The sequence below is a fragment of the Nostoc sp. FACHB-888 genome, assembly GCF_014696655.1.
Classification (GTDB): domain Bacteria; phylum Cyanobacteriota; class Cyanobacteriia; order Cyanobacteriales; family Nostocaceae; genus Nostoc.
The window spans coordinates 1-18,349 of record NZ_JACJQM010000006.1 but is presented as its reverse complement, the minus strand read 5'-3'; the positions used below and the strand labels follow the sequence as shown (position 1 = coordinate 18,349).

At 42.7% G+C, this 18,349-nt stretch carries 21 protein-coding genes and 1 tRNA gene; 8 read left to right on the top strand and 14 right to left on the bottom strand.

The genetic code is table 11. From position 1 onward, the window contains the following. Window positions 1–85: 85 nt before the first annotated feature. From H6G26_RS05710 to H6G26_RS05690, 5 genes are all read right to left on the bottom strand, one after another. Window positions 86–694: an L-threonylcarbamoyladenylate synthase gene (locus H6G26_RS05710; protein WP_190728327.1), complete on the bottom strand. Its 609-nt coding sequence runs from the start codon at window positions 692–694 to the stop codon at window positions 86–88. A gap of 63 nt (window positions 695–757) precedes the next feature. Then, window positions 758–1,645, bottom strand: coding sequence for a peptide chain release factor N(5)-glutamine methyltransferase (prmC, locus tag H6G26_RS05705; RefSeq protein WP_190728326.1), 888 nt, complete (start codon window positions 1,643–1,645; stop codon window positions 758–760). 25 nt (window positions 1,646–1,670) lie between these two features. Then, window positions 1,671–2,492, bottom strand: coding sequence for a Tic22 family protein (locus H6G26_RS05700; RefSeq protein ID WP_190728325.1), 822 nt, complete (start codon window positions 2,490–2,492; stop codon window positions 1,671–1,673). Window positions 2,493–3,092: 600 nt separating this feature from the next. Then, a tRNA-Pro gene (locus H6G26_RS05695) sits at window positions 3,093–3,166 on the bottom strand. A 298-nt stretch (window positions 3,167–3,464) separates the two neighbouring features. Next, window positions 3,465–4,016, bottom strand: a complete 552-nt coding sequence (locus tag H6G26_RS05690) for a GNAT family N-acetyltransferase (protein WP_190728324.1) — start codon at window positions 4,014–4,016, stop codon at window positions 3,465–3,467. A gap of 407 nt (window positions 4,017–4,423) precedes the next feature. Here H6G26_RS05690 and H6G26_RS05685 point away from each other — a divergent pair, with 407 nt between their 5' ends. Then, window positions 4,424–5,143 (top strand): hypothetical protein, encoded by a 720-nt coding sequence (locus H6G26_RS05685; RefSeq protein ID WP_190728444.1) that lies wholly within the window; start codon window positions 4,424–4,426, stop codon window positions 5,141–5,143. 167 nt (window positions 5,144–5,310) lie between these two features. Beyond that, window positions 5,311–6,222, top strand: a complete 912-nt coding sequence (locus H6G26_RS05680) for an alpha/beta hydrolase (RefSeq protein ID WP_190728323.1) — start codon at window positions 5,311–5,313, stop codon at window positions 6,220–6,222. A 28-nt stretch (window positions 6,223–6,250) separates the two neighbouring features. Here H6G26_RS05680 and tsaD read toward each other — a convergent pair whose 3' ends face one another. Continuing rightward, on the bottom strand, window positions 6,251–7,300 hold the full coding sequence (tsaD, locus tag H6G26_RS05675; RefSeq protein WP_190728322.1) for a tRNA (adenosine(37)-N6)-threonylcarbamoyltransferase complex transferase subunit TsaD: 1,050 nt from the start codon (window positions 7,298–7,300) through the stop codon (window positions 6,251–6,253). Between the two features lie 301 nt (window positions 7,301–7,601). On the opposite strand from tsaD, the gene H6G26_RS05670 reads away from it, so the two are divergent. From H6G26_RS05670 to H6G26_RS05660, 3 genes are all read left to right on the top strand, one after another. After that, window positions 7,602–8,099: a Photosystem I reaction center subunit III gene (locus H6G26_RS05670; RefSeq protein ID WP_190728321.1), complete on the top strand. Its 498-nt coding sequence runs from the start codon at window positions 7,602–7,604 to the stop codon at window positions 8,097–8,099. Between the two features lie 39 nt (window positions 8,100–8,138). Next, window positions 8,139–8,273, top strand: coding sequence for a Photosystem I reaction center subunit IX (locus H6G26_RS05665; protein ID WP_190728320.1), 135 nt, complete (start codon window positions 8,139–8,141; stop codon window positions 8,271–8,273). Window positions 8,274–8,512: 239 nt separating this feature from the next. Continuing rightward, entirely contained in the window at window positions 8,513–9,034 is a 522-nt protein-coding gene (locus H6G26_RS05660) for a photosystem I reaction center protein subunit XI (protein ID WP_190728319.1), read from the top strand. A 71-nt stretch (window positions 9,035–9,105) separates the two neighbouring features. Here the strand turns inward: H6G26_RS05660 and gmk are convergent, their stop codons facing one another. From gmk to tyrS, 5 genes are all read right to left on the bottom strand, one after another. Beyond that, window positions 9,106–9,705 carry a guanylate kinase gene (gmk, locus tag H6G26_RS05655; protein ID WP_190728443.1) on the bottom strand — a complete coding sequence of 200 codons (600 nt, stop codon included), beginning with the start codon at window positions 9,703–9,705 and terminating at the stop codon, window positions 9,106–9,108. 169 nt (window positions 9,706–9,874) lie between these two features. Beyond that, on the bottom strand, window positions 9,875–10,141 hold the full coding sequence (locus tag H6G26_RS05650) for a DUF370 domain-containing protein (protein WP_012410221.1): 267 nt from the start codon (window positions 10,139–10,141) through the stop codon (window positions 9,875–9,877). Between the two features lie 525 nt (window positions 10,142–10,666). Continuing rightward, window positions 10,667–11,365 carry a hypothetical protein gene (locus H6G26_RS05645; RefSeq protein WP_199326654.1) on the bottom strand — a complete coding sequence of 233 codons (699 nt, stop codon included), beginning with the start codon at window positions 11,363–11,365 and terminating at the stop codon, window positions 10,667–10,669. Further along, window positions 11,362–12,081, bottom strand: coding sequence for an orotidine-5'-phosphate decarboxylase (gene pyrF / locus H6G26_RS05640; protein WP_190728318.1), 720 nt, complete (start codon window positions 12,079–12,081; stop codon window positions 11,362–11,364). The genes H6G26_RS05645 and pyrF overlap by 4 nt, the downstream gene beginning before the upstream one ends. Window positions 12,082–12,102: 21 nt before the next feature. Continuing rightward, on the bottom strand, window positions 12,103–13,290 hold the full coding sequence (gene tyrS / locus H6G26_RS05635) for a tyrosine--tRNA ligase (protein WP_190728317.1): 1,188 nt from the start codon (window positions 13,288–13,290) through the stop codon (window positions 12,103–12,105). A gap of 173 nt (window positions 13,291–13,463) precedes the next feature. Between tyrS and H6G26_RS05630 the strand changes: the two genes are divergently transcribed. After that, window positions 13,464–15,389, top strand: a complete 1,926-nt coding sequence (locus H6G26_RS05630; protein WP_190728316.1) for a PBP1A family penicillin-binding protein — start codon at window positions 13,464–13,466, stop codon at window positions 15,387–15,389. An 85-nt stretch (window positions 15,390–15,474) separates the two neighbouring features. Here the strand turns inward: H6G26_RS05630 and H6G26_RS05625 are convergent, their stop codons facing one another. Both H6G26_RS05625 and H6G26_RS05620 read right to left on the bottom strand, forming a co-directional pair. Next, a complete protein-coding gene (locus H6G26_RS05625; RefSeq protein ID WP_109011164.1) occupies window positions 15,475–15,798 on the bottom strand; it encodes a DUF1825 family protein in 324 nt (107 codons plus the stop codon). A gap of 126 nt (window positions 15,799–15,924) precedes the next feature. After that, window positions 15,925–16,854 (bottom strand): DnaJ domain-containing protein, encoded by a 930-nt coding sequence (locus H6G26_RS05620; protein ID WP_190728315.1) that lies wholly within the window; start codon window positions 16,852–16,854, stop codon window positions 15,925–15,927. Window positions 16,855–17,048: 194 nt separating this feature from the next. Here H6G26_RS05620 and H6G26_RS05615 point away from each other — a divergent pair, with 194 nt between their 5' ends. Both H6G26_RS05615 and H6G26_RS05610 read left to right on the top strand, forming a co-directional pair. Further along, complete coding sequence (locus H6G26_RS05615) at window positions 17,049–17,423, top strand: NINE protein (protein ID WP_190728314.1); 375 nt, start codon at window positions 17,049–17,051, stop codon at window positions 17,421–17,423. 14 nt (window positions 17,424–17,437) lie between these two features. Further along, the gene (locus tag H6G26_RS05610) at window positions 17,438–17,971 is read left to right on the top strand and encodes a ComEA family DNA-binding protein (protein ID WP_190728313.1); all 534 of its coding nucleotides are present in this window, start codon (window positions 17,438–17,440) and stop codon (window positions 17,969–17,971) included. Between the two features lie 135 nt (window positions 17,972–18,106). On the opposite strand, the gene lepB is transcribed toward H6G26_RS05610, so the two are convergent. Then, a partial coding sequence (lepB, locus tag H6G26_RS05605; protein WP_190728312.1) for a signal peptidase I occupies window positions 18,107–18,349 on the bottom strand: 243 nt, incomplete at its 5' end.

Sequence of the window (18,349 nt, the reverse complement as noted above, 5' to 3'; positions counted from 1 at the left end):
TTAACTTGTTAATTGACCACAACAGCGCAAACTAAAGTTCCAAATTTCTCTGTTGTTAAAATCAGGAAAACAACATTATAGCGACCTATATTTGGTTATCACTCGAAATATCTAACTTGATCGCACCTTGCCGTAAAATCTGCCAATTTATTCCTGTCCATTTAGCAACGGTGGAAGGTATACCCAGCCCCAGCATTTCACTTTGGTATTCTGTTGTTGCTAGAGTGAGAACGTTGGGAAACTGAACCTCAATTTCTGCCATACTTTGCAAAGGCGGCTGACCAGAAAAATTGGCGCTAGTAGTAGCAAGGGGGCCTGTTTGCGCCAAAATAGTTTGAGCGATCGCACTGTTTGGGACTCGAATACCAATTGTTGTTGGGTCGATGGGGTTCATAACTTTTGGCACGCGATTTGAAGCTGGTAAAACTAATGTCAGCCCTCCTGGCCAATACTTATCTGCTAATTCTTGCCAAACTTTATACTCGTTCTCATGACCTTTAACATACAGCCATAAATCTTCAGCACTAGCAGCCATCAAAATCAAAGGTTTGTCTTGACTACGTTGCTTCGCCGCAAAAATTAATGCTGCTTTTTCTGGTATCGCTGCAAGTGCAGGAACTGTATCCGTGGGAAAGCTCACTAAAAGACCAGCCCGTGCGCCAGCTATTAAATTTGTTAAAGAAACTTGTGTCATTTTTATGGGTACAGGTATAGCATGGAGCATTTTTCCTATGCGCTATGCCCCATGCCCTATTTCCTAACTTTTATAAGCAAGGGCAAAGCGTTCAATTCCAGCTAAATCAGGGTAAATTTGAATTTTACAATAGCTACCTTGATTTTGTAAAAGTTTTTGCACTGTATCCGCTTGTCCTGCCATCATCTCAATTAACCAAACCCCACCAGGTTGCAAATAGCTGGGAGAAATTTCTATCAAATGGCGAATGCAATCTAAGCCATCATTACCACCATCCAAAGCTAGATGTGGTTCATGGTTAACTACTTCTAGTTGCAGGGTAGGTAAGGTACTGGTGGGTATGTAAGGGGGATTGGACACCATACCACTGAATTGACCTTTGAGAAATGTCAGTGGCTCCCACCAAGAACCTTGATAAAATTTAACCCGGTCAATAAAACCTAAATTATGGGCGTTGGTTTGGGCGATCGCTAGAGCTTCTAAACTATAATCCACAGCATGAATTGTTGCTTTTGGCAAGACATCTGCTAATCCCAAAGCGATCGCTCCACTTCCAGTGCCTAAATCAGCCCAGTGTCCTGAAGCATTACTAGCAGATGCTAAAGCTAAATCAATTAAGCATTCTGTCTCTGGTCTAGGAATCAAAACCGCACTTGACACTGCAATTTGAAAGTTACGCCAAGGTGTAACTCCCGTAATATACTGCACTGGTAAGCGGTCATGTAATCGCCTCTGCCACAGATGGTCTAACTCTTTTAGCGGCAATTGCAGCTGAATTTGGGGCCAGTTTTTATAAGACTCCAAACGCAGTGCCAAGCGGTCTAACCCAGCAACTTCGAGCAGCAACCAATCTACCTCGGCAGGCGGGACATCAGTAGCGATCGCTGCTTGGTGAGCAGTATTGCGCCACTGCCAAAGTTGTAAACCAGATATCAGATGCTTCTCCCCCATGCCTCAACCTTAGATTGCATAACCGTTATTTTTTCGGAGCAGCGGGCGCAGCAGCAGGCTTGGCAGCTGGAGATTGATTTGGTGCAAGCGAGCGAATAAAATTGATGGACTCCCGCGATGGGTACAAAACAATTTTATTTATAGTAGGATCGGTACTGCTATTGAGAGCCTCCATAACACCGTACAAATCCACTACCTGAATTTCAGTGTTATTTGCTTCCTTTGGCACGGCTTTTTTGAATTCATCTAACAGAGCCGATGCTTGCTCTTTCTCAAAAAAGAAAGGAATATACCGCTCTTTGCCATTGGGGACAGGAATCGTCAAATAGCTATTATCTTTCTTAAATTTGGGTACAAATAAGGGAATACCATTAAATTGCTCCCCTTTTTTACCCTTTTGATTCAGCATACTTGTTGCTGAAGCTACCTGTGCTTGCGTCGGTACTAAAGTATAAATTACAGAGTCTGATTTCTTTTTGCCTTCTTGGACTATTTTATAGTAGTCTGCCAAGGACAAAGGTCTTACCTGTAGGGTGCTTGCCAACTGGGGGTTTTCTTTCTTAAGCCGATTGTCAAGGAATTTTTGAGCATCTTGCTTGCTAATAAAAAATCCCACTTGCGAGATTGGCTTGGATGCGTTGTTCCTCGAAAGAACTACGAATTCGCCTTTAGGATTGGTAAGCGTGAATACTGGTACTTCTTGAAGCTTTTTCACTACCTGATCTTGTGGCAATGCGATCGCCTCTAAATTGCCTATTCCTGGTAGATTGCCTATTCCTGAAAGCCCCGTAAAAAATACACTGCCAGCTATACCCAATGTTGCGCCCAAGCGAATAAATGATTTCATGACTGCTCCTCGCATCAATAGTCCACTTAAAATTAAACAAATGGTTGGATTTGCACACCATCAACTAGCTTTAGTTATATAGCAATCTATTTCAATTGTAAAAAATTCATTGTGTGCGTTGAGGTTGAGTGTTAACTCTCAACGGTCAAAATCCATATTCCACAACTATTTAAGGTTGCTATAGTAGCGTTTTGAAAAATTGACTGTCCTAAAGTTGTGTTTTTCTCGATTTCGTTTTGCTATTCACCAGGAAATGCTGTAGATGCCTATTATACGTCTTTTCAAACAGTGAAAAGTTTCTCTGTCTTTCGACTTTGGAGATGATAAATGCCATTTTATCGGCTTTCTCTAATATCGGGTGACGGGATTACTTAATCAATCGTTCCATCGCGCTGGCTTTAATATCTTCTCAAATCTATACAAAGCTTAGTATCAGAAATATCTTACCGCTTAAAATTGAAATTTACCTGTTAGGCTTCAAAAACTAACCCAATATATATAACAGGCAATTTCTTTTTATCCGTAAAATGTACAATTTAATTGCACTTTTAGCAAGACAACTTTAGTCAATCGCCTTAGACGTTAAATATATTACTTAAATCGGGATGACAGGATTTGAACCTGCGGCATCCTGCTCCCAAAGCAGGCGCGCTACCAAGCTGCGCTACATCCCGTTTCCACTTATCTGCTTTTTGGGGTTTGATTTTAATTCCCCATCAAAGCGATCGCGCTTTATCAAAAGCATTAAAGTAACTATATCACATCAGACGGCTTATGCCTAATCTTTTTATCCTTTGCCAAAGACAAGATAGATTACATTGTTATGATAAAGGTTTTTTGCCGACTTAGTTTTACAAGATAATTATACTTGCGCCTTCGTCGGCAGAAAAAAGCATAACTACATCAAAATAATAGATTTTCACCATTTGGCCTGATTTTCTTGTGCAAATCGGGTTTTATTTTGATTAAGCGCTAGTGAGGATACCAGAACATACCTTTAATGCCTTCTGGATCAGCCATAAACCCCATAGTTCGGTAGAAATCTACAACATGGGGATCGGCGAAGAGAGTGACATTACTAATTTCTTCACTTCTAAGTTTTTTGAGAACGTATTTCATTAGTGCCTTGCCCAGCCCTTGACTTTGAAAGTCTGGGTGAACCACCACATCCCAAATAGTGGCATTAAACGCGTGATCTGAGGTAGCGCGGGCAAAACCAATGAGCCGCTTTTGGTTTCCTCTCACCTGCCACATTGAGGCGACAAGAAAACTATGCTCAATAGCTTTTTTCACTTTTCTTAGAGGACGACGCGACCAACCAACTGCATCACAAAGTTCTTCTAGCTCATACAGGTCAATATCTCGCTCCGTACTGAAGACGATGCGAGTTTCCTTTGAAGAAGCTTCGCTAATGCTGCTGGGGTTGGAGTTGCCCAAAGCATTCACTGTATGTTCTTCAAAGGAGGTTGTCCTAGTCGTCGCTACAGATTCAGGAGTACTAAACCAAGTTTTCCAAAAACCCATGCCAGCGTGGTTCGGGTAGTATAACTGAATTGGTTTCCACTCTCAGGAGTGTTGATTTACGTTTAACATAGCTATGCCCATTTACTACCCTTTACACTCAAAGTTTTTCGGTTGTTTTCGGGATTTGCAATGGTAACAGCTAGTTAGAGCGTGTTTCACACCAATCATTTTCAACTTTAGCATTTTGTTGTAAAGGCTAGGAGAATTTCACCAAAAGGGTAAGTCCTGAAATAATTTAAAATTCAAAATGGAAAAACCTAATACTGGCAATTGCTCGTATAGAGCTTAAATGCAAGTTAGTTTAGGAGTGATTTATATACAAGAGATTGGGTGTTTGGAAAAATTCTTCCCCAGTCCCCATTCCCCAGTCCCCAGGTGATGAAAGCAAGCGAGTCTTACCCTTAACAATGGCTTCTGGTTTAAAAACTTCGACACTAGAACTCCTTAAGCGCTTTAACCGAGCGTTTCCCCAGTTTTATGAGCAATTTGTCAGCAGTGAGATTCAACTGCAAAATTTACGCCTAGCCTACCGTCTCTATAAAACTAGACGCGCTGTTATTGAGCTAAAACCGGAAGGTAGCAAAAGTGCCCTGCATTTTGCTTACCGTAACCAGTCTTTTCTCCTCAGTGATATTTTTGGCGTACTAGCAGCTTATGGGTTGACTATTCACGGTCTGAGTCTATACGGTCAGATCCGTCCGCCGATGTTAGTTTTTATCAAACTTTTGGTGTCTCGTGGTAGTAAAGCCTTGACCGAGAAAACCGCAGAAAATGTCTGTCGCGCCATTCGCGAGGCTTTAGGAGGTCGGTTTGAAGTAGAAGAGATGCTGGCAGTAGAATTCAATCTTGATACGGGCTTAGAGCAGGTACAAACTGAGTTTTATGTCGATCCGGTTTTTCATCTCCCTGCCTTAGTGATTGAAGCCGATAATCAACCAGGATTATTCTATAAGGTGATGTATGCCATTTGGCAGGAAGACCTTCTAGTAGTCAATGCCAATTTACTGGTTTGGCGCGGACGTACACGACTAATTCTCTACCTGTTAGGGCCCAATGAAAGCCTCATTCCTGAATATCTGGGTCACAAAATTGCTGAAGGGGTACGACAGAGGTTGTTGGATAAATGAAAAAAGTTATAAAAAGGCGTCGGGAAAACTTATTCTTTCCTAGAGATGGGATGAGAGACGCCTTTTTAGTCCATGACGGTTGACGATTGACGGTTAACAGTCAATAACTCCTAACTCTTCACACTCCGTATTTAGCCGCACCCGTCCTTAGGGGTACGATATTAAGTATGGCAACTATCGAAATCTTGGGCGTTCCACACGCATACGAGCTAACGGCTCCAACCTCCTGCCCCCATGCTTTAGTATTTATCCACGGTTGGCTCAATAGCCGTGGATATTGGCAACCTGTGATTTCCCGCCTCTCAGATGATTTGCAATGCCTTTCTTATGATTTGCGGGGTTTTGGTGAATCCCAGTCCCAGGTAAAAACCGATGTTAGTCGAGCAGAAACGTCTCTAAGCCTGACGCCCATCTCCAATAATGCACTTGGATCACCAATCGATTCTCTTTATACTCCTGTTGCCTATGCTAAGGACTTGGCAATTCTCTTGAAGCAGCTGAATATTACCAGTGCTTGGCTAATTGGTCACTCTTTGGGAGGCACGATCGCTCTTTGGGGAGCAGATCAAATACCTGAGTGTGTTAAGGGAGTTATCTGTATCAACGCTGGCGGTGGTATTTACCTCAAAGAAGCCTTTGAGCAGTTTCGCTCGGCGGGTCAGAAATTTTTGCAAGTCCGCCCGCGTTGGCTGTCCCAAGTGCCTTTAATTGATCTGCTGTTTACCAGAGCCAGTGTAGTTCGTCCTTTGGAGCGCCATTGGGCACGTCAGAGGCTGATTGATTTCGTTGTGGCTGACCCGGAAGCAGCTCTAAGAACTCTGTTAGACTCCACAACTGAGGAAGAAATCAATCGTTTACCTGAGCTAGTATCTCAATTGAAGCAGCCAGTTTATTTTTTGGCTGGTGCCGAAGATAAAGTTATGGAACCTAAGTATGTGCGCCATTTAGCTAGCTTTCACAGACTGTTCCAATATTGTGGTGACAATGTTTTAGAAATTCCTGATTGCGGACATTTGACGATGTTGGAACAGCCGGATGCTGTGGCTGATCACATCCGGTCGATAGTCATTAGTCATTAGTCATTGGAACTAAACAAAAGACAAATGACTACTCAACAGCTTGATACAACTTCATCACTTGGGTAAGAGCTAACCTAGACTCAACGCCTAGTGTGAGGGGAGATGTATGACCACGAGAGAGATGTTCGGCGGCGGCACAGCCGATCATGGCGGCGTTATCGGTACAGAATTTTAGAGGTGGGAATAAAACGCGTAGGTTATGTTCAACGGCGGCGGCTTGGAGATTTTTTCTCAATCCGCTATTAGCTGCTACACCGCCACCAATAGCAATTGTGTCTAGACCATAGTCTAAGGCACAGGCGATCGCTCTTTTGGTTAGCGATCGCGCTACGGTTTCCTGAAAGCTAGCTGCTACATCTGCCACTGGTACTTGTCCACCATCTTTCTCTAACTGCTGCACTAAACGCAATACAGCCGTTTTTAACCCGCTAAAACTCGCATCATAACGATGGAATCCTCCACTAGGTAAAGAAACTTTTCCTTCTGGTAGAGCAAAGGCTTGCGGATTACCCTGTTGCGCCAATTTGTCAATCACTGGGCCGCCCGGATAACCCAGGTTTAACAATCGCGCCACTTTATCAAAGGCTTCACCCGCAGCATCATCACGGGTTTGTCCCAATGTTTCGTAGCTACCACAATCTTTGACGAAAATCAAGCTTGTATGTCCGCCAGAAACTAATAAACTCAAGAAAGGGGGGTTTAAACTTGGTTCGCTCAAATAAGTTGCGTAAATGTGACCTTCAAGGTGATGAACTCCCAAAAATGGCTTGTTGTGTACCATCGCCAGGGTTTTAGCAGCAGTTAACCCCACCAATAGCGCTCCTACAAGTCCAGGGGCACAAGTAGCGGCAATTGCGTCAATTTTATCCCAGTCTAGTTGGGCTTGCTCTAAGGCTTGTGCGATCGCAACATTTATCGTTTCCAAGTGCTGCCGAGACGCTACTTCCGGCACTACCCCGCCATACTGCTGATGGACTGGAATTTGTGAGGATACAATACTACTGCAAACTTTACGATTGTTAACAATTGCGACGGCAGTTTCATCACAACTGGTTTCTATTGCTAAAACGGTTGTCATTGAGAGTAATCAGTACTGAGTCTGGAGTCTGGAATAAATAATAGAGAGAAAATCTTGCTTCCTTACTACCCTACAACAACAATTCTTGTACTCAGCACTCGTTACGGGCTAAACCATACCTATCCGCTAACAGGACTCACCACTCATTTTGGTTGAGAAGCTTTAACTTTTATTTACTTAAACTTTACTCGGTTCCCACCCAAGAGTATGATGACTTCCTAGTTATGCAAATAAACAACTGTACAAGCCGCTTCGTTTTGTACAATCAACTTTCTGTTTTGTAATAAAAGGAAACAACTCTATGCGACGATTGTTTGCTTTGATTTTAGCGATTTGTCTTTGGTTCAATTTTACCTCCCCAGCAAAAGCTCTAGGGGCTAATTTGACACCATGCAGTGACAATCCCGCTTTTCAACAGCTAGCTGCTAATGCCCGTAATACCACCTCTGACCCCCAATCAGGGATAAAGCGATTTGAGCGTTATTCTCAAGAGCTGTGTGGCCCTGAAGGTTACCCCCACTTGATTGTTGATGGTCGTCTAGATCACGCTGGTGACTTCTTGATCCCTAGTATTCTGTTCCTCTATATTGCTGGTTGGATTGGTTGGGTAGGTCGTGCCTACCTCCAAGCGAACAAGAAAGAGGGTGGCAGCGTGGAAATGAGAGAAGTAATCATTGAAGTTCCTTTGGCACTGCCAATTATGCTATCGGGCTTTGCTTGGCCTGTATCAGCCATAAAAGAATTTCTGTCTGGCGAGTTAACAGCTAAAGATACAGAAATTCCGGTTTCGCCACGCTAACCCTTACCGCAACTTTTGATTTATTTGGGAGAATAATTCATGCAGCAAAAATACTTCGTTAAGTATCTATCCTTGGGACCAGTTTTGCTTTTTGCCAAATTGTCTTTTACGGCCGTTTTATTGATTTTGGTTAACTACTGGTTTCCTGACCTACTTTTCCACCCATTACCATAAGTTGAAGACAGAATCTAAAAATTTGTTAGCCGTTAGTTGGCAACTAACTAGTAACTACTAACTAAACTACTAACAAAGTAGTTCTTTGAAACTCGTGATGTTGAAACCAGCTTGCGAGTTTCAAAGTTTTGAAAGCAATTAAATTAATTTTTCTAAACTTCCTACGCAAAAAACATCTTTAGCCGCAATTATTATTAATATAAAAATGCCACCATTCTAATTTGAGGCGAACATAAAATATGGCACAAGCAGTAGATGCATCAAAAAATCTTCCTAGCGATCCGAGAAATCGGGAAGTTGTTTTTCCCGCATTCCGCGATCCGCAACTGGGTAATCTAGAAACCCCGATTAATGCTTCTCCCTTGAGCAAGTGGTTCATCAATAATTTGCCAGCTTATCGTCCTGGTATAACTCCTTCCAGACGCGGGCTAGAAGTTGGTATGGCTCATGGTTACTGGATATTTGGCCCCTTTGCCAAATTGGGCCCACTGCGGGACACAGCTAATGCAAACTTAGCTGGGTTATTGGCAACCATTGGTTTGATTGTTATTCTGACGGCGGGACTATCCCTCTATGCGAATAGTAATCCTCCGAAAGCTCTTGCCAGTGTTACTGTACCCAACCCTCCAGTAGATGCTTTTAACTCTAACGAAAGCTGGAACAACTTCGCCAGTTCTTTCTTAATTGGTGGTATTGGTGGTGCAGTAGTTGCTTACTTTTTGACTAGCAACCTGGGAGTAATTCAAGGTTTATTTGGTTAATTTAGAAATGAGGAGTTAGGAATTAGGAGTTAGGAGTTTAAATTCATAACTTCTAACTCCTAACTCCTAACCTATTTAAACAAAACCATTTCAATATCATTTAAAGCAGTTTCAAAATCGTCATTAACGATTTGAATATCAAATTCATCTGCGGCTTTAATTTCTTCTTGAGCGCGCAGTAAACGACGAGAGATCGCTTCTTCAGAATCTTGGGCGCGAGAGCGTATTCGTTTCTCTAATTCATCAAAAGAAGGCGGTAAAATAAAAATGCTAAGGGCACTGGGAAAGGAAGCACGAATTTGTCTTGCGCCTTCTAACTCAATTTCTAGCACTACCAACTTGCCAGAATGAATTTGGTTAAGTACAGCTTCACGGGGAGTGCCGTAATAGTTACCAGCAAATTCTGCCCATTCTAAAAATTCACCTTCAGCAACTAATTGTTCAAACTTACTGCGACTGATAAAGTAATAGTTTTTGCCATCGATTTCCCCTGGACGGGGAGAACGCGTCGTCACGGATACGGAATAATAAAGTTCTGGATGACGTTGTAGGAGCGATCGCATTAAAGTGCCTTTACCGACCCCACTGGGGCCAGTGAAAACAATCAATCTGCCTAAATGTAAGCATTCTTCGGTAGTAGCAATACTCTGGATGGGTAAAACTGGTATCATCCCTTCAACCTGTGAATCAATCAATAGATATTATTCATTAGTCTTGTGTTACTGCCCAAGCCCACTAGTGACCAAAGAATTTGTAGCAAGGGTGACATAAAACTTATCTAATTCACATGGTACTACCGATATGGTGCAAATAGAAATGAGATTGTTAATCCACTCCTAATCAATTATCTACAGTTTGATGATCGCGGGAAATCACAAAGCGATTCGCTACCGTTTCCGGCTGAATTGCTGACAGAATTACATGGCTGGAATCGGTGATAATTACAGCCCTAGTCCGACGACCGTAAGTTGCATCAATCAGTTGACCTCTGTCCCTTGCATCAGTAATAATCCGCTTAATCGGGGCAGACTCTGGACTGACAATGGCAACTACTCGGTTGGCAGACACGATGTTACCAAAGCCGATGTTGATTAATTGAATCTCCATAAAAAACTGACGCCAAACGCGGTTTGAAAAGTATTAAATAAACCTATTTCCATGTTATCGCCAAAAAACGGGAGTCACAACGCTTAAATTCAAGCCAGCTTTGGTTTTTAAATAATGTCTGCTTTTTTTTCGCCATTTATCAGCTATTTTTCCTGAAAATCCTCCCTAGGATATAGGCGTAATTACACTGATACAAGCTAGCTGAATTATGTACATTTATTTTGTTTGAAAACAAGTATCTAGCTTGAAAATTGATGGAGAACAAAACCGATTAAAACGGCCTCATTCTAACTACGCTAGCTCAGTAAAATTGTCAGTGCTGCTCAATTAGTATTTTTGGGTCAATGCGAAACATTACATTTTCGCATTGACACTGGAAATGGTGAAAATCTTGCTACTTCTGGACTACTCTGTAAATATCTCTACAAATTAATTATGTGTTACCTGAAACGCTTGTAGAGACGTTGCATTGAAACACTTCTACATTCTTTTTCAGCAGATGTTTTGTATACATCATCCCATTGCTCAGTTCGGCGATCGCATCCGTCGTACACTTCCAGCTTGACAATCGCGTAACCAAGTTTTAACCCCTTGGGCAACAGTGCCGTTACTACTATCGCGTGGCGGAGATATTGGCTGCTGTGCTGAGTAGGAACCAATTTGAGAAAACATCATCACTAAACGCCAACCAATTTGAGTTTTAGTCAACAATAGCCAGTGGAATTCTTGCAATTCTACCGCTTTATTTCCTATGTATTGCCGCTCTAAGGTAGTAAAAAAAACTTGCTCAACTCCTGATGCAGAGCTTTTAGATGCTGCACTATATTCTTCAAGGTTAAGGGGCAGAGGTGTAAACTCAGGTCTTCCTGCCACTAGCATATAAGTGTAAACATCACTGCTTCTTTTGAGGCGGCGGGCGCGTTGACTAGCGCGATTGGTATAACTAGGTAAATCTTGCAGTAGCTGTATAGTAAATGTTTCTAAATTTTGCTCAGAACATAAAGACTTCGCCCCGTCGTTGACAGTTTCCCTTTCTGCTAGTACAGAGGGTTTAGGGGTGAGGTTTATCGAGAACGCTGGGTAAACAAAGCTATTTGATCCTAAAACCCAGAACCCACAAGCTAAAAGCCAAATATAATTTTTTTTCTTGAGTGAAGAGGCAAGATTGTTCTCCCCTAAACTCTGCACCCTATCCTCCAGTTTCTCACTGACTTTTAGCTTCATGCTACCGTGCTTAACTCATCAGAAATCCTCTTCCAGGCTAGCTCTGGCTCAGTAGCAGTAGTAATAGGACGCCCAATCACTAGATAATCTGCACCAGCGATAATTGCTTCGGCTGGGGTGAGCGATCGCTTTTGATCACCTTTGTCTGCCCAAGTTGGTCTAACCCCCGGACAAACTAGCAAAAAGTTATCTCCACAAGTTTGCCGTAGTTGTGCCGCCTCTTGGGGCGAACAAACTGCCCCATCCAATCCCGTCTCTTGAGCCAGTAGTGCCATTTCTAGGGCGTATTCTGGTAACTCTAGGGGAATCTTTAAATCAAACGCCAACTGCCTCGAAGAAATGCTTGTTAATAAAGTAATGGCGATTAATTTAGGCGGTTTTATACCTGCTTGGGTAGCCCCTTCTTGTGCCGCTTCGGTTGCAGCTTTGAGAGCATCTTTCCCACAAGTAGCGTGAATTGTCAATAAATCTACCCCGTAACGAGCAGCACTACGGCAAGCACCAGCGACTGTGTTTGGGATATCGTGAAACTTTAAATCCAGGAAAATGCGTTTTTCCTTGGACTTTAGCACTTCTAGAATTTTCGGGCCAGTGCTGGTAAACAACTCTAAGCCAACTTTCCACCAAACCACTTGCGGGAGTTGATCTATAAGAGCGATCGCACTTTGCTCATCTGGCACATCCAAAGGCACTATAATTCGTTGTTCTGCGTTCATTTGCGATTACCCATTCCCCATTTAAGGCACTAAACGCACAAACTTATTTTTCCCAACTTGTAAAACCTTACCTTGTAACTGGGCAGAATCAGCAAAAGTCGTATCAACATCGGTAATGCGATCGCCATCTAAGCGCACTCCACCTTCTTGAATTTTCCGCTTTCCTTCACCTGTACTTTTGCATAAACCAGTGACATTGAGAATATAGGCTAACTTAGCCGGATGTGATACTTCAGCTAGAGAGAATTCTGGAACTGCACCTTCCTTTCCACCACTTTGGGCGGCTTCTTTAGCTTCTTGGGCTGCTTGTTCGCCGTGGTACTGTTTGACAACTTCCCATGCTAAAAGTGTTTGGCGATCGCGGGGATTTTCAGGCAGATTATCCAAAGGTAAATCCGTCAGTAGTTCAAAATACTGTTCCAGTAGATTATCTGAAACTCCTTGTAACTTCTGGTATTTTTGACCTGGATGTTCCGACAACCCAATATAATTACCTAAAGACTTGGACATTTTTTGCACACCATCCGTGCCGATCAAAATGGGCAACAGCATCCCAAACTGTGGCTCTTGACCAAAATGGCGCTGCAAATCTCTGCCCACAGCAATGTTAAATTTCTGATCAGTCCCTCCTAATTCCACATCTGCCTCAACGGCAACGGAATCAAAACCTTGCATTAACGGGTACAGGAACTCATGGATAAAAATCGGATTCTCTTTTCTATAGCGATCGGCAAATCCTTCCTTAGCCAACATTTGCCCCACCGTCATCGTAGAGAGTAACTCCAAAATTTTCTCTAAGTTTAGCCCAGAGAGCCATTCGGAGTTATAACGCACCTCTAACCTTCCTGGTGTGTCAAAATCCAAGATAGGACGTACTTGATCAAGATAAGTCTGAGCATTTTGCGCTACATCTGCTTCTGTAAGCTGACGACGCACTTCAGATTTACCTGTTGGATCGCCAATCCGTGCTGTAAAATCGCCAATAATCAGAACTGCTATATGACCTGCATCTTGAAACGCTCGCAGTTTCCGTACTGGTATGCTATGACCAAGATGAATATCAGTACCTGTAGCATCAATCCCCAATTTGATCCGCAAAGGTCGGTTTGTAGTTAATAAGCGCTTTTCTAGACTATCACTGTCAACATCAGCTGGTTGTGGGAAAACTTCTACCACACCACGACGCAGCCAACCAAAATCTGGCGTCATACTAGAAAATCCACTGTTAGCTATGTTTTGCACACTAGGAGTTAAGTTGGTTATAAACACTTGCAATTTATCCGCTTTCTCATCTGCCAAACTACTATAATTGCAAAAAATTAACCGCTTTGCTTCGTCCAATCAATTACAGTTAAATTTATAAGAGAGGAAGTGAAATCGCCGTGTCGTCTTCTAGGACTTTTGAAGATAAACAGCCACAACGTCGGGCTTCATCAGGTTTTGAGTTTTTGAAAGGAGTCGGTCAGGTAACTGGCGGTACTCTCCTCTCAATCACTATGTTGGCAAGTTCCATTGTAGCCGGAGGACTGGTTGGTTTAGCCATTAGTTTCCGTAATTTGCCAGATGTAAGACAGCTACGTAACTTCTTTCCCTCAGAAACAACTTACATCTATGACCTTAAGGGTAAACTTTTAACGAGTATCCACGGGGAAGCAAACCGGGAAGTCGTACCCCTGGATAGAATTTCCCCAAATTTAAAACGAGCAGTATTAGCAAGTGAAGATAGCCACTTCTACGATCACCACGGTATTAACCCCAGTGGTGTTGGCCGGGCCGTAGTAGTTAACGCTGTAGCAGGTGGAGTCAAAGAGGGTGGCTCTACTGTTACTATGCAATTGGTAAAAAACCTGTTTTTGTCTCGCAAGCGTGCCTTTACCCGCAAGTTAGCGGAGGGGGTGCTAGCAATTCGATTAGAACAAATTCTTACCAAAGATCAAATTTTAGAAATGTACCTCAATCAAGTTTATTGGGGTCATAACAATTATGGTGTACAAACGGCAGCCCGCAGTTACTTTAATAAGTCATCAGAATATTTAAGCTTGGGTGAGTCAGCAATGATGGCGGGTTTGATCCAAGCACCAGAAGAATTCAGCCCCTTTGTGAGCATGAAGCTGGCAAAACAGAAACAAAAAGAAGTGCTGGGGCGGATGCTGGATTTAAACTGGATCAACCAGTCAGAGTACGACAATGCGCTCAAACAGGAAATCAAACTTGGTAAAATCAAATCCTTTCAAGGTAGTGCCCTACCTTATATAACCAACACTGTAGCTCAGGAGTTGGCTAAGAAGTTTGGGCGTGAAACCCTACTCAAAGGCGGGATGCGGGTGCAAACTACAGTTGATGCCAACTTCCAAATCATGGCAGAGGAAACTGTCGGTAAGTGGCATAAATCACTGCTTGGGCAGGGATTATCTAAAAATCAAATCGCTTTGGTAGCAATTGATCCACGCACGCATTTTATTAAAGCACTGGTGGGCGGTGTAGATCCCAAGGTTAGTGAATTCAATCGTGCAACTCAAGCTCAACGCCAGCCCGGATCTTCTTTTAAACCGTTTGTCTACTATGCTGCTTTTGCTACTGGTAAATATGGGCCAGACTCAACGGTGGTAGATTCTCCAGTCAGCTATCAAGATGGTAATGGTCGGTACTTTCCCAGAAATTATGATGGGGGTTTTAGCGGCCCTATGCCAATTCGCACGGCTTTAGCCCAATCGCGCAACATTCCCGTGATCAAGATTGGTAAAGCTGTAGGGATGAATCGAGTCATAGAAACCTGCCGTACCTTAGGCATTATGAGTCCGATGGAACCTGTTACCTCTCTGCCTCTGGGTGCAATTGGTGTAACTCCCCTAGAAATGGCTAGTGCTTACGCTACCTTTGCTAATTATGGCTGGCAATCTCCACCAACTGTAATTGCCCGTGTCACCGATAGTAGTGGTAACGTGTTATTAGATAACACCCCTAAACCGCAGAGGGTTTTAGACCCTTGGGCATCGGCAGCCATTATCGATGTGATGCGAACGGTAGTTACTAATGGTACAGGTAAAGGTGCTGCCATCGCTCGCCCCAGTGCCGGTAAGACGGGTACAACTTCCTCGGAAAAGGATATTTGGTATGTTGGCACTGTGCCACAACTAACAACTGCTGTCTGGGTGGGGAGAGACGATAACAAACAATTAGCTAGCCGTGCTACAGGCGGTGGTATGGTTGCTCCCATCTGGAAAGATTTTATGGAAAAGGCACTTAAGAATGTACCAGTAGAAAACTTCAAGCCACCTTCCCAGTTTTCTCGTCCCAAATCACAATAATTTTAGATTTTAGATCGCACTTTTGGTGCGCTTCCAAGGCAATTTAGATTTTGGATTAATTACCAATCCAAAATCTAAACTTGACCTAAGCCTGTTTTTCTAACTCGGCTTTCATCCGTTCTAAAGTAAGGTGCATTTGGTCAAACATTTGTTGTGGGGTGACACCGAACTGACCTAATTGCGTTTTCAGTTGTTCTACTGTCATTTGTGCCATGAAGTCTTCTGATAGCTCGAAGCGCTTCATAAAGATGCGATACCGATCCATCATGGCTTCCATTTGCTCGATAAACAACTTTTTGCCATCGCGGTCAAATTTGCCGTAATTGTTACCAAGCTTGATTAGCGCTTGATAATCCTCAAACAGTTGTTTTGCTTCTTGCTGAATTATCTCAGAATCGAAGAATCCCATATTGCTTATATTAAACTGAGCGCCTAGACTCAGCAGCTTAATAGCTTTACTTCTATTTATTATTTTAGTCTAGGTGAGTAATCTCGTGGCGAAGCTTCGGTTTTAGTACGGTTTGTTACCGAAATTTCAACACTTGACTTGAGATCCTTTCCCTTTTGTAAACCGACTTAATAAAGCCGCAATACTCATAGCTTTAGCCATTGATTTAGGATTGGTATTTTCACCCGGTTGAATTTTCAGTCTGGGAGCGTATTTTAAGGCTAGTGAGTTTTGCGGGTTCAGTTTTAATGCTTGACAGATGTAAACCCTAGCCATCCCGATAAATTTCTGTTGGAGATGTACTAAACCTAATAAGGCATAATAGTCGCTGTTATTTGGCTCTAACTTGATGGCATCGCGCAGCTCTTGCACGGCTAGAGGCCATTTAGCTAGCCTGACGTACTCAATAGCTCGCTGATAGTGACGTTGAGCGTAGTTTGTCAAACCAGTTTTGACATCAGTTTTTTCATCTAATCTCAATTCAACTGGCTTGGCTTCTACCTCAGAGGTGATGCGAACAGCTTTTTCCGGTAGGAACAGGTCTGGTTTATGCAACCGTAAGTATACTAAATTCAGTATCCTAATTTGTCGCGTTACCTGATAAAACTGATCTAATGATTTGTATTGAGCTTCTGCATAGCAGGCGATCGCTTCTTCGTAAAACAATTCTGCTTGGGGTGGAGACATTTCCATAATTTTCTGAGCTATGGCACTTTGAGAAGACAAAGCTTGCTGCTCTAAAATTGCGTCTGATCGCAGCGTAGCTACGGCAATCAAGCGCTTCTGTCGATGTTTCAGTTTTTCATAAGCTGGATTGATTAAACGGCTAAATATTGCCGTTGCTAATTCTGGGTCTGCATTGCAGCTTTTAGTGTAGCGATCGGGATGTAACAGCTTCGCTAGAGTGTGATAGCGTTTAAAAATCTGACGATCATCAGCAATCACAGAAATTCCTAGCACAGCGTAAGGATCACAAAGCTGTTCAAGCCATTTTGGTGGTAGGAAAGTCTGTGACATAGTAGTAATAAAGCTGTTAAAAACTTAAAATTAGCATCAAAGCTCAATGCACACTCATGTGAAACTTACTCAAATTTCTTCAAATACTAAATTAAATTGTGCGTGGGACTCCCCATCTAAAAGTCTGAAGGGCAAGGCAGGGTAATTGACTATCTTATTGTAGAAACTGTGGTATTGGTATATTTATTAGAAATATGTTGACTAAGCGCAAAAGCCGAAGTGTTGCTGCTGTTTTAGCTTTTTCTGGCACACTGACAATTTCAGGATTACATAAATTCTATCTGGGACAGCCGTTGTGGGGTGTTTTGTATGTGTTGCTTTCCTGGACACCTATCCCCAAGGTCGCTAGTGCGATTGAAGGAGTTTGGTATTTAGCCCAAGACGAAGAAGCTTTTGATCGTAATTTTAATCTAGGGAAGTCAACGGTAAGGAACTCACAAAGGGCGAGTAATCAGGTAGGAGCGATCGCTGACGCAATGCGTGAATTAGATGCTCTACGACAGGATGGACTGATTTCAGAGTATGAGTTTGAGCAAAAGCGCCGCCAATTGCTAGACCAGATTTCTTGAGGTAATCAACAATCATGAATAACTGGCTACCTTTGAACTCCAGGCTGCAAAAACTCCGGGCCAAGCTCCTCAACGATCCCTACTATCGCCTACAATCTGGGGAAGAAATTCAGCTAGCGGCTAAATTAGGTATTCGCATTGATGCTAATCAAGCGACTGTAGATGATTGGTTACGTTTACCAGGTTTGTCAATTCACCAAGCGCGATCGCTTGTAGAACTTTCGCGTTCTGGTGTTAAATTTTACTGCATTGAAGATATCGCTGCGGCTTTGGCTGTACCAGCGCCACGCCTGGAGCCATTAAAGCCTCTGCTGAATTTTATTTACTATGATCACGAATCTCTAGAAAACCCGACCCATTTAGTCAACCCAAACACAGCAACAGTTGAAAAGTTAGCACAAATTCCATTTATCGATTTGTCTCTAGCGCAAGCAGTGGTTCAAAATCGGCAATCAGTTGGGCCGTACCGTAACCTGGCTGATTTTCAGAGGCGGTTGGAGTTACCTGGTGATGCGATCGCCCAATTGATGTATTATTTAAGATTTTGAGTGAAAAGTTAGAAGTTTTAAAATAACTCCTAACCCTGCCAATTTTAGATTTTGAGTCGAACCTTTGGTACGCTTACAGCGCAACTTCGATTTAAAGAAAAATCTAAAATCTAAAATTGAATGACTCTTAACTAATTAAATAAACCCAATGCGATCAAGAGGCCAAAAGCGAAATGTTGCCCGGCCGATGACATTCTTTCTGGGTAAAAAGCCCCAATAGCGAGAGTCATTACTATCGTTGCGGTTATCTCCCATGACAAAAAACTCATCTTCTGGAACTTTCGCTGGTTGATATGGCTGATTTGGAGGTTCAGCGATGTAGTCTTCTGCCAAAGGTTGACCGTTGAGATAGACTTTACCAGAAGCAACACTAATTAC

Excerpts from the sequence above, each read along its gene's own strand:
- H6G26_RS05710 (WP_190728327.1), bottom strand. The coding sequence starts at position 694 with ATGACACAAGTTTCTTTAACAAATTTAATAGCTGGCGCACGGGCTGGT.
- prmC (WP_190728326.1), bottom strand. The coding sequence starts at position 1,645 with ATGGGGGAGAAGCATCTGATATCTGGTTTACAACTTTGGCAGTGGCGC.
- H6G26_RS05700 (WP_190728325.1), bottom strand. The coding sequence starts at position 2,492 with ATGAAATCATTTATTCGCTTGGGCGCAACATTGGGTATAGCTGGCAGT.
- H6G26_RS05690 (WP_190728324.1), bottom strand. The coding sequence starts at position 4,016 with ATGGGTTTTTGGAAAACTTGGTTTAGTACTCCTGAATCTGTAGCGACG.
- H6G26_RS05685 (WP_190728444.1), top strand. The coding sequence starts at position 4,424 with ATGGCTTCTGGTTTAAAAACTTCGACACTAGAACTCCTTAAGCGCTTT.
- H6G26_RS05680 (WP_190728323.1), top strand. The coding sequence starts at position 5,311 with ATGGCAACTATCGAAATCTTGGGCGTTCCACACGCATACGAGCTAACG.
- tsaD (WP_190728322.1), bottom strand. The coding sequence starts at position 7,300 with ATGACAACCGTTTTAGCAATAGAAACCAGTTGTGATGAAACTGCCGTC.
- H6G26_RS05670 (WP_190728321.1), top strand. The coding sequence starts at position 7,602 with ATGCGACGATTGTTTGCTTTGATTTTAGCGATTTGTCTTTGGTTCAAT.
- H6G26_RS05665 (WP_190728320.1), top strand. The coding sequence starts at position 8,139 with ATGCAGCAAAAATACTTCGTTAAGTATCTATCCTTGGGACCAGTTTTG.
- H6G26_RS05660 (WP_190728319.1), top strand. The coding sequence starts at position 8,513 with ATGGCACAAGCAGTAGATGCATCAAAAAATCTTCCTAGCGATCCGAGA.
- gmk (WP_190728443.1), bottom strand. The coding sequence starts at position 9,705 with ATGATACCAGTTTTACCCATCCAGAGTATTGCTACTACCGAAGAATGC.
- H6G26_RS05650 (WP_012410221.1), bottom strand. The coding sequence starts at position 10,141 with ATGGAGATTCAATTAATCAACATCGGCTTTGGTAACATCGTGTCTGCC.
- H6G26_RS05645 (WP_199326654.1), bottom strand. The coding sequence starts at position 11,365 with ATGAAGCTAAAAGTCAGTGAGAAACTGGAGGATAGGGTGCAGAGTTTA.
- pyrF (WP_190728318.1), bottom strand. The coding sequence starts at position 12,081 with ATGAACGCAGAACAACGAATTATAGTGCCTTTGGATGTGCCAGATGAG.
- tyrS (WP_190728317.1), bottom strand. The coding sequence starts at position 13,290 with ATGACGCCAGATTTTGGTTGGCTGCGTCGTGGTGTGGTAGAAGTTTTC.
- H6G26_RS05625 (WP_109011164.1), bottom strand. The coding sequence starts at position 15,798 with ATGGGATTCTTCGATTCTGAGATAATTCAGCAAGAAGCAAAACAACTG.
- H6G26_RS05620 (WP_190728315.1), bottom strand. The coding sequence starts at position 16,854 with ATGTCACAGACTTTCCTACCACCAAAATGGCTTGAACAGCTTTGTGAT.
- H6G26_RS05615 (WP_190728314.1), top strand. The coding sequence starts at position 17,049 with ATGTTGACTAAGCGCAAAAGCCGAAGTGTTGCTGCTGTTTTAGCTTTT.
- H6G26_RS05610 (WP_190728313.1), top strand. The coding sequence starts at position 17,438 with ATGAATAACTGGCTACCTTTGAACTCCAGGCTGCAAAAACTCCGGGCC.